We start from the raw sequence: 8,405 nt of genomic DNA on the forward strand, positions 1-8,405 counted from the left end.
CATGCTGACCGCCGTCACTCTTCATGACTCGCCGGGCCGGCCGCTCTTGATGCTCGGTCCGTCCCTCGGCACGTCGGCCGAATCGCTGTGGGCGCGCTGCGTCGCCCGGATGCGCGGCGATTTCCACGTCGTCGGCTGGGACCTGCCCGGCCACGGCCGCAGCGCGCCCGCGCCTTCCGGATTCGGCGTTCCCGGGCTCGCCAAATGCGTGCTGGAGCTGGCCGACCGCTTGCGGCCGGGCGAAACATTCCGCTACGCCGGTGATTCGGTCGGTGGCGCGGTGGGCCTTCAGCTCCTGCTCGACGCTCCGGAGCGGGTCGACGCGGCGGTGCTGCTGTGCACGGGCGCGAAAATCGGCGAGAGCGAGGGCTGGCGGGAGCGCGCCGAGACGGTACGCGCCGACGGCACCCGCGCGGTGGTCGCCGGGTCGATCCAGCGCTGGTTCTCGCCCGGTTTCCCGGAACGTGAACCGGAGGTCGCGGAGAAACTGCTCGACGCGTTGCGCGCCACCGATCCGGAAAGTTACTCGCTCGTGTGCGAGGCCCTGGCCGCCTTCGACGTCCGCGACCGGCTCGGCGAGATCTCGGCGCCGGTCCTCGCGGTCGCGGGCGCCGACGATCTGCCCGCGCCGCCGGCCGGCCTCGAGCTGATCGCGGACTCCGTGCGCGACGGCCGCCTCGTGGTCCTCGAGGGCGTCGGCCACCTGGCGCCGGCCGAGCGGCCGGGCGAGGTGGCGGCGCTGCTCGACAATCATTTCCTGCCGTTCCGGAAAGCCGGCGCGGAAAGTGTCGCGGGCGGTCGCACGCTCGACGACATTCGCGCCGACGGGATGGTGGCGCGGCGCGCGGTGCTGGGCGATGCCCACGTCGACCGGGCCGTGGCGGGGACCACGCCGTTCACCCGGGATTTTCAGGAGCTCATCACCGCGTACGCGTGGGGCGGGATCTGGACCCGCCCGGGCCTGGACCGCCGCAGTCGCTCGATGATCACCATGACCGCGTTGGTGGCCCTCGGCCACCACGAGGAGCTCGCCATGCACGTGCGGGCGGCGCGCACCAACGGCCTCACCGACGACGAGATCAAAGAGGTGCTGCTGCAGGCGGCGATCTACTGTGGAGTGCCGGCGGCGAACACCGCGTTCCGTATCGCCCAGCGCGTCCTGGACGAGATGAACTCCGATTGACTTGGGCTCCGGCCCGCGCGCCGGAGCTCGGCGACACCTCAGACGCGGAACTGGCCCACGAGCGTGCGCAGGCCGTTGCTCAGCTGGGACAGCTCCTGCGTGGCGCGCTGGATGTCGATCACCCCGCTCGTGGTGGTCTGCGCGCCCGACGAGATGGTGGCGATGTTGGCCGCGATCTCGGCCGAGCTGGTCGTCGACTCGCTGATGCTGCGGCTCATCTCCTCGGTGGTGGCGGTCTGCTGCGAGACCGCCGCGGAGATCTCGGCCTGGAAGGTACCCAGGCGCCCGGCGATGTCGACGATCTCGCCGATCGCCTCGGTGGCCGTCGTGGTGTCCTGCTGGATGCTGTGGACCTTCGCGGTGATGTCGTCGGTGGCGCCCTCGGTTTCCTGGGCGAGCTCCTTCACTTCGCCGGCGACCACCGCGAAGCCCTTGCCGGACTCGCCGGCCCGCGCGGCCTCGATGGTGGCGTTCAGGGCGAGGAGGTTGGTCTGCTGAGCGATCGCGGTGATGACCCGGACGGTTTCGCCGATCTCCTGGCTGGTGGTGGCCAGGCGGCCGATCACGTCCTGGATGGCCCGTGCGGCGCGCAGGCTCTGCTCGCAGACCTGTCCGGCCTCGGCCGACGTGCCGGCGATCCGGTGCAGGGACTCGCCCATCGACGAGGTGTCGTCGGCGACCGTGCGCACGCTGGCCGCCATCTCGTCGGCCGCGAGGACCACGTCGCCGGACTGCCGGGACGTGGCCTTCGCGTCGACGATGATCTGGATGGCGGTGGCGGTCAGCGTCTCGCTGGCGTGCATGACCGTCGACGCGGACGCGCCGATCTCGCGCATCGTCGTGGCGATCTTGTCGACGAACAGGTTGAACGAGCGGCTGACGTCGGTGAACTGGTCGTGCCCGCTCGTGTCGAGGCGTCTGGTCAGGTCGCCCTCGCCCTCGGCGATGTCGGCGAGACGATCGCCCAGGGCGTTCAGCGGCCGGATGATCGACAATGCCGTCAGGATGGCGAACGCGATCGAGACGACGACGGTCAGGCACCCGACGAGCGTGGCGGCGTTGCCGGCCCGGCGCGCGGTGTCGTCCGCCCGCTGGTGCGCGGCCGCCTCGCGCTGGCGGGCGCTCTCCAGCAACCGGTCGACGCCGCCGGCGATGACCGCGTACAGGTCCAGCCCCGGCCCGGCGACCAGATCGTTCGCGGCGCCGACCCGGGCCGGGGTGCCCGCCCGGTACGCGGCGATCACCTGCTCGTCCATGTCCCGGAACTGCTGGAACGTGGTGCGGATGAGCGCCACGTCGCGCATTTCGGCGGCCGTCAGCGGCAGGGCCGCGAGCTCGTCGACCTCGTTGGCGAAACTTTCCATCGCCTTGAGAAAGGCGGCACGCTCGGGCGCGGTGTCCGCGGTCGCGTCCGGGGCGCCGCGGACGATGTTGAAGGCGTACCCGGCCTGCCAGCCGCTCACGTCGGTGACCCGGAACTTGAGCTGCTGGGCCGCGTCGAGATGGGCCTGCGACCGGGCCAGGTCCTGCGCCGTGGACCGGGTCGTGTTCGCCGCCCAGACGGCGGTTATCCACATGGCGACGACGCAGAGCGCCACGATCGCGAATCCCGCGACCAGGCGCGGTGTCACCCGTACTCGCCGAAGCAGGTTCACGACCAGTGATGCTACCGCCCGAAAGGGTGACAAATACCGATTATCCGGTCAGGGTGCACGCGAGATCGCCAGCGCGTCGCTGTGGGCAGGCTGAGAGGGTGACTCAGCTCTCGCGCCCCCCGACTGCTCAGTGAGCAAGATCCGATCAATGCTGGAAGGATCGGATCTCGGCTCGCCTGGCGCCTGCCGTCACGCCACACGGAGGTGCCCCATGAAGCCGTCAGCGATCCCGGCCGCCCCGGCACCCACCGCGCCCGGGGCCGGCCGGAGTCGGGCCGGCCGGGTTTGGGCCGGCCGAAGCTGGGCCGCGTGGGGGCGGGCCGCGTGGGGGCGGGCGCTCCGGGAGGTCCTCTTCGTCGGGGTGCTGTTCCTCGCCTACAAGGTGGGCCGCCTCCTGGTCCAGGGCCACGTCGGCGAAGCCCTCGCGAACGCGCAGCACGTCTGGGACTTCGAACGTCTCGCCCACCTGCCCAGCGAGGCGGCGCTGCAGGCGACCCTGTTGAGCCACACGTCCTGGATCCGGGTCGCCAACAGCTTTTACGCGTACGTGCACTTCCCGGCCACCGCGGCCACGATGATCTGGCTGTATCTCCGCCGGCCGGAGATCTACCTCTGGTTCCGGCGCACCCTGGCCTCGATGACCGCGCTGGCCCTGGTGATCCACGCGCTGTTCCCCCTGGCCCCGCCGCGTATGCTGACCGCCGCCGGCATCGTCGACACCGGTCACGTGTACGGGCCGTCGGTGTACGGCTCGCCGAGCACCGACACGCTGAGCAACCAGTACGCGGCGATGCCCTCGCTGCACGTCGGGTGGGCCCTCGCGGTGGCGATCGCGCTGATCGCCGCGAGCCGCTCGCGGCGGCGGTGGCTGTGGCTCGCCCACCCGTTCGCCACGCTGACGGTCGTCGTGGTGACCGGCAACCACTACTGGCTGGACGCGATCGCGGCGGTCACGTTGGTGGCGGTTGTCCTCGCCGTGGTGCCGCCGTTGACCCGCCAGGCTGCGGTTTCCGCGCCGGAGGGGTCGGATGTCAAAGCCGGTTCGCCCGTACCGACGCCTTCACCCTGGCCGGTGGCCGCCGGGCTGGCCGCGATCGCCATGCCCTCCGCGGTCCCGCTCCTCCAGGTCGCCGCCGGCCGCGCGGTGGCCGGGCCCGCCTCGGTGGGCGGGCATCCCATGGTCGCGTGGAAGCTGGCGGACGACCGGCGACCGCTCGCCCGGCGGTGCCGCGCGGACGTGCAAGAGCCGATCGCCGGGCGGAGCCGCCCGGACGCACAAAGGCCGGAAGCCGGGGGGAATCGCGCGGACGGATCACGATCGCGGGCCGGGCGGCGCGACCCCTCGGAGCCGGTGACCAGCGGACCGGCCATGGTGGCTCCGTCCGCCACCGGGTTGCCTTCGCCCGGGCCGGCCCGCGCCGTTCCGGGGCAGCGCACGGTCGCGATGGCCGAGCTCGCGGACTCGTCGCGCGTGCCGGTCACGACGTGCACTCCGCGGGAGCGGATCGGCGGCGACCCGCTGACCCGGCCGCCGGGCGAACGTACGGCGACCCGGCCGGGCCCCAGTGCACCCCGGTCCCGCAATCCACATTCGCGGTGACGTCGCGCCGCGGCTGTCCCGCTGTCCCGGTGACCGTGCGGCCGCCGTACGCGAAATCCCATCCGGAGCGGGTGGGGCGGTCGAAGCGGGTGGCGCGTTAGTTTCTGGTCATGATCGACGTGCGTCGGTGGATGCCGGGCGTGCAGATGGTGACCACCTACAAGACGTCCTGGCTGCCGCGCGACCTGGTGGCCGGGATCGTGCTGACCACGCTGCTGGTGCCGCAAGGGATGGCCTATGCCGAGCTCGCCGGGCTGCCGGCGATCACCGGGCTGTACACATCGATCCTGTGCCTGCTCGCGTACGCGGTCTTCGGGCCCTCGCGGATCCTCGTGCTCGGACCGGACTCGTCCCTGGGGCCGATGATCGCGACGGTGCTGATCGGCGCTCTCGGCGCCGGCGCCGACCCGGCCGAGGCGATCGCGCTGGCCGGCATGCTCGGGCTGATCGTGGGCGTGCTGCTCGTGCTCGCGGGCGTGGCGAAGCTCGGCTTCCTCGCCGACCTGCTGTCGCACCCGACCCAGGTCGGCTACCTGAACGGGCTCGCGCTGACGATCCTGGTCAGCCAGCTCCCGAAGCTGTTCGGGTTCTCGGTCGACGGGGACGGACTGATCGAGGAGACCCGCGGGTTCGTCGAGGGCGTCGCCGACGGGAAGACCGTGCCGGCGGCGACGGTGATCGGGCTTCTCGGCCTCGCCGTGATCGTCTCGCTGCGACGGTGGGCGCCACGGGTCCCGGGCGTGCTGATCGCGGTGGTCCTGTCGATCTTCGCGGTGGTCGCGTTCGGGCTGGAGGAGCGCGGCGTCGACACGGTGGGAGCGCTGCCGCAGGGTTTGCCCTCGTTCGCGCTGCCGTCGTTCGACTTCTCCGACCTGGGCATTCTCGTCGGCGGGGCGTTCGGCATCGCGCTGGTCTCGCTCACCGACACCATCTCGACGGCCTCGGCGTTCGCGGCGCGCACCGGGCAGGAGGTGCGCGGCAACCAGGAGATGATCGGGATCGGCGCGGCCAACATCGCGGCCTCGTTCTTCCAGGGGTTCCCGGTCAGCACCAGCGGGTCGCGCACCGCGGTGGCGCAACAATCGGGCTCGCGTACCCAGGTCACCGGGGTGGTGGGCGCGGTGGCGATCAGCCTGTTGCTGGTCTTCGCGCCGGGACTGTTGCGCGATCTGCCGCAGCCCACGCTCGCTGCCGTGGTGATCGCGGCCGCGCTGTCGCTGGCCGACATCCCGGCGATCGCCCTGCTCTGGCGCCGGCGACGGGTGGAGTTCAGCCTCGCGATCGCCGCGTTCCTCGGGGTCGCGGTCCTCGGCGTGCTGCCCGGCATCGCGGTCGCGGTCGGGCTGTCGGTGCTCAACGTGTTCCGCAAGGTCTGGTGGCCGTACCAGGCGGTGCTCGGCCGCGCCCAGGGCGTGAACGGGTATCACGACATCACCGTCTATCCGTCCGCCGAGCGCCTGCCCGGGCTGCTGATCTTCCGCTTCGACGCGCCGCTGATCTTCGCGAACGCCCGGGTGTTCCGCGACCGCGTCCGCGAGTTCGCCCGCACCGAGCCCGGCCTGAGGTGGATCATCATGGCTGCCGAGCCGATCACCGACGTCGACACGACGGCCGCCGACATGCTGGAGGAGCTCGACCGGGAACTCAACGAGCAGGGCATCAGCCTGGTGTTCGCCGAGATGAAGAGCCCGGTCCACGAGAAGATCGACCGCTACCAGCTGACCCGCACGATCGACCCGGCGCACTTCTTCCCGACGCTCGAGGACGCGGTCGCCGCGTTCCGCCGCGAGACCGGCGCCGAGTGGACGACCTGAGGCGGCGCGTGTCATCGGGCTCGTCACGGCCGGTCGCGGGGGTCGCGGGGGCAGCATCAGCTAGGCCTCGTGCACGAGACGGCCGTCGACGAAGGTCATCGCGACCCGGGCGTCGCCGATCTCGACCGGTGGCGCGTCGAAGATGTCGCGGTCGAGGACAACCAGATCGGCGCGGAAACCGGGGCGGATGTCGCCCGTGTCGTCGAGCCGATTCACATACGCCGATCCCGCGGTGTACGCGCGCACCGCCGTACGTAAATCCAATGCCTGATCGGGCAGAAAGCCGGCGGCGTCGTCGCCGTGATGGACCCGGTTGACCGCGACGTGAATTCCCTGCAGCGGGTCGGGCGTGCTCACCGGCCAGTCGCTGCCGCCGGCCAGGCGCGCGCCGGCCCGGACCAGATCGCCGAACGGATATTGCCGCGCGGCCAGCGCCGGATCGAGGAACGGAATGGTCAGCTCGTCCATCTGCGGCTCGTGCGCCGCCCAATAGGGCTGCATGGTGGCCGTCGCGCCCCATTCCGCGAATCGCGGCACATCCTGCGGGTGGACGACCTGCAAATGAGCGAGATGCGGACGCGTGTCACGTGTGCCGTTCGCGCGGCGGGCGGCCTCGACCGCGTCGAGGGCATTCCGGACCGCCTGATCGCCCAAGGCATGAAAATGCGTCTGAAAATCAAGGGCATCAAGCTCACTGACGTACGCCGGGAGTAGCGCCGGATCGATGAACGAGAACCCGCGGTTGGTGGTCACGCAACCGCAGCCGTCGCGATAGGGCTCGGTCATCGCGGCCGTGAAGTTCTCGGCTATCCCGTCGAGCATCAGTTTTACCGTGTCGCACCGGAGCCGGCCGATGGTCAACCGGTCGCGTTTCGCGGCGAGCTCGGGAATCTGCTCGGCGCCGCGCTCACGATCCCACCAGAGCGCGCCCACGACCGTGGCGGTCAACGCGCCGCTGCCGGCCGCGGAAAGATAGGCGTCGGAGATGTCGTCATAGCCGTTGGTCGCGCACACCATGGCGTCCTGCCAGGCCGTGATGCCCAGCGAGTGGAGCAGCCGCTGCGCGCGGAGGAGGCCGGCCAGGCGAGCCTCGGCGGTGGTGGCCGGCACCTTCACCAGATCCATGGCGCCCTCCTGCAGAGCGCCGATCGGGGTGCCGCCCGGGAGGCGATCGATGCGGCCGTTCGGGGGATCGGGAGTGTCGGCCGTGATGCCGGCGATCTCGAGAGCGCGGGTGTTGACCCAGGCGGCGTGGTGGTCGCGGTTGAGGAGGTAGACCGGACGGTCGGGGACGACGCGATCGAGCAGCTCTCCGGCGGGCACGCCGCCCTCGAAGCTCTCCATCGCCCAGCCGCCGCCGACGATCCACCCGTCGTCGGGGTGCGTCTCGGCGTAAGCGGCGACACGTCGCAGGTACTCCACCACGTCGGTCGTGCCGGTCAGGTCGCACTGGCCCAGCTCGACCCCGCCCATGACGGCGTGGATGTGCGCATCCTGAAAACCCGGGAGGAGCAGCCGGCCGCGGAGGTCGACCACCTCGGTGCGAGGACCGATCATTTCGCGTACGTCGTCGCCGAGCGCGACGATGCGGGCGTCGCGCACGGCCACCTGATCGGGGCGCGGCTCGCCGCCGGCGAACACCGGACCGCCGTGAAAGACGAGGTCGGCTTGCATGTCACCCTCCGATCGGTGGACTTGGCGGGCATCGTACGGGCGGGGTCCGACAAAACGTGGCGGGCGTCTCCACCGGACGGGTGGGGGCCGATTTGGCGCCCGCGGAAGCAGCCTGTAATGTTCTACGAGCCGCCAGGGAGACGGGCGAGCGAGCGGGGCCTTCACAGGGCCCGCAGCGGCCGTCCTGGGGGACCCCGAGGAATGAGCGCGGATTTTACCGTGTAGTGTTTCGCGGGTCGGAACGGAAGCCCCGAGGGTGGTTTTACTTCGGGTGTGGTTGTTCTTTGAGAACTCAACAGGGTGCTTGTAAAGCCAGTGCCAATTAGATTTACCCCCGGCACAGTTTTTGTGCTGGATTCCTTTGGCAACTTTTGTTGTCAGGATGCTTTTTGACAAGGTTTTTGTTGGAGAGTTTGATCCTGGCTCAGGACGAACGCTGGCGGCGTGCTTAACACATGCAAGTCGAGCGGAAAGGCCCT

At 70.7% G+C, this 8,405-nt stretch carries 5 protein-coding genes and 1 rRNA gene; 4 read left to right on the top strand and 2 right to left on the bottom strand.

Annotated elements, in window-relative coordinates:
• The first annotated feature begins 1 nt into the window (after position 1).
• Positions 2-1,183, top strand: a complete 1,182-nt coding sequence (pcaDC, locus tag ACFQS1_RS40685) for a bifunctional 3-oxoadipate enol-lactonase/4-carboxymuconolactone decarboxylase PcaDC (RefSeq protein WP_465263221.1) — start codon at positions 2-4, stop codon at positions 1,181-1,183.
• Positions 1,184-1,221: 38 nt separating this feature from the next.
• On the opposite strand, the gene ACFQS1_RS27130 is transcribed toward pcaDC, so the two are convergent.
• The gene (locus ACFQS1_RS27130) at positions 1,222-2,838 is read right to left on the bottom strand and encodes a methyl-accepting chemotaxis protein (protein WP_378973563.1); all 1,617 of its coding nucleotides are present in this window, start codon (positions 2,836-2,838) and stop codon (positions 1,222-1,224) included.
• A gap of 211 nt (positions 2,839-3,049) precedes the next feature.
• Here ACFQS1_RS27130 and ACFQS1_RS27135 point away from each other — a divergent pair, with 211 nt between their 5' ends.
• Both ACFQS1_RS27135 and ACFQS1_RS27140 read left to right on the top strand, forming a co-directional pair.
• The gene (locus ACFQS1_RS27135; RefSeq protein ID WP_378973566.1) at positions 3,050-4,438 is read left to right on the top strand and encodes a phosphatase PAP2 family protein; all 1,389 of its coding nucleotides are present in this window, start codon (positions 3,050-3,052) and stop codon (positions 4,436-4,438) included.
• A 110-nt stretch (positions 4,439-4,548) separates the two neighbouring features.
• Positions 4,549-6,252 carry a SulP family inorganic anion transporter gene (locus ACFQS1_RS27140; protein WP_378973568.1) on the top strand — a complete coding sequence of 568 codons (1,704 nt, stop codon included), beginning with the start codon at positions 4,549-4,551 and terminating at the stop codon, positions 6,250-6,252.
• Between the two features lie 60 nt (positions 6,253-6,312).
• Here ACFQS1_RS27140 and ACFQS1_RS27145 read toward each other — a convergent pair whose 3' ends face one another.
• Complete coding sequence (locus ACFQS1_RS27145; protein ID WP_378973571.1) at positions 6,313-8,322, bottom strand: amidohydrolase; 2,010 nt, start codon at positions 8,320-8,322, stop codon at positions 6,313-6,315.
• A 5-nt stretch (positions 8,323-8,327) separates the two neighbouring features.
• Here ACFQS1_RS27145 and ACFQS1_RS27150 point away from each other — a divergent pair.
• Positions 8,328-8,405: ribosomal RNA gene (locus ACFQS1_RS27150) — 16S ribosomal RNA — on the top strand; the annotation flags it as partial.

It is taken from the genome of Paractinoplanes rhizophilus, assembly GCF_042664765.1.
GTDB lineage: Bacteria > Actinomycetota > Actinomycetes > Mycobacteriales > Micromonosporaceae > Actinoplanes > Actinoplanes rhizophilus.

Coding starts and splice junctions, on each gene's coding strand:
- pcaDC (WP_465263221.1), top strand. CDS start 2: ATGCTGACCGCCGTCACTCTTCATGACTCGCCGGGCCGGCCGCTCTTG.
- ACFQS1_RS27135 (WP_378973566.1), top strand. CDS start 3,050: ATGAAGCCGTCAGCGATCCCGGCCGCCCCGGCACCCACCGCGCCCGGG.
- ACFQS1_RS27140 (WP_378973568.1), top strand. CDS start 4,549: ATGATCGACGTGCGTCGGTGGATGCCGGGCGTGCAGATGGTGACCACC.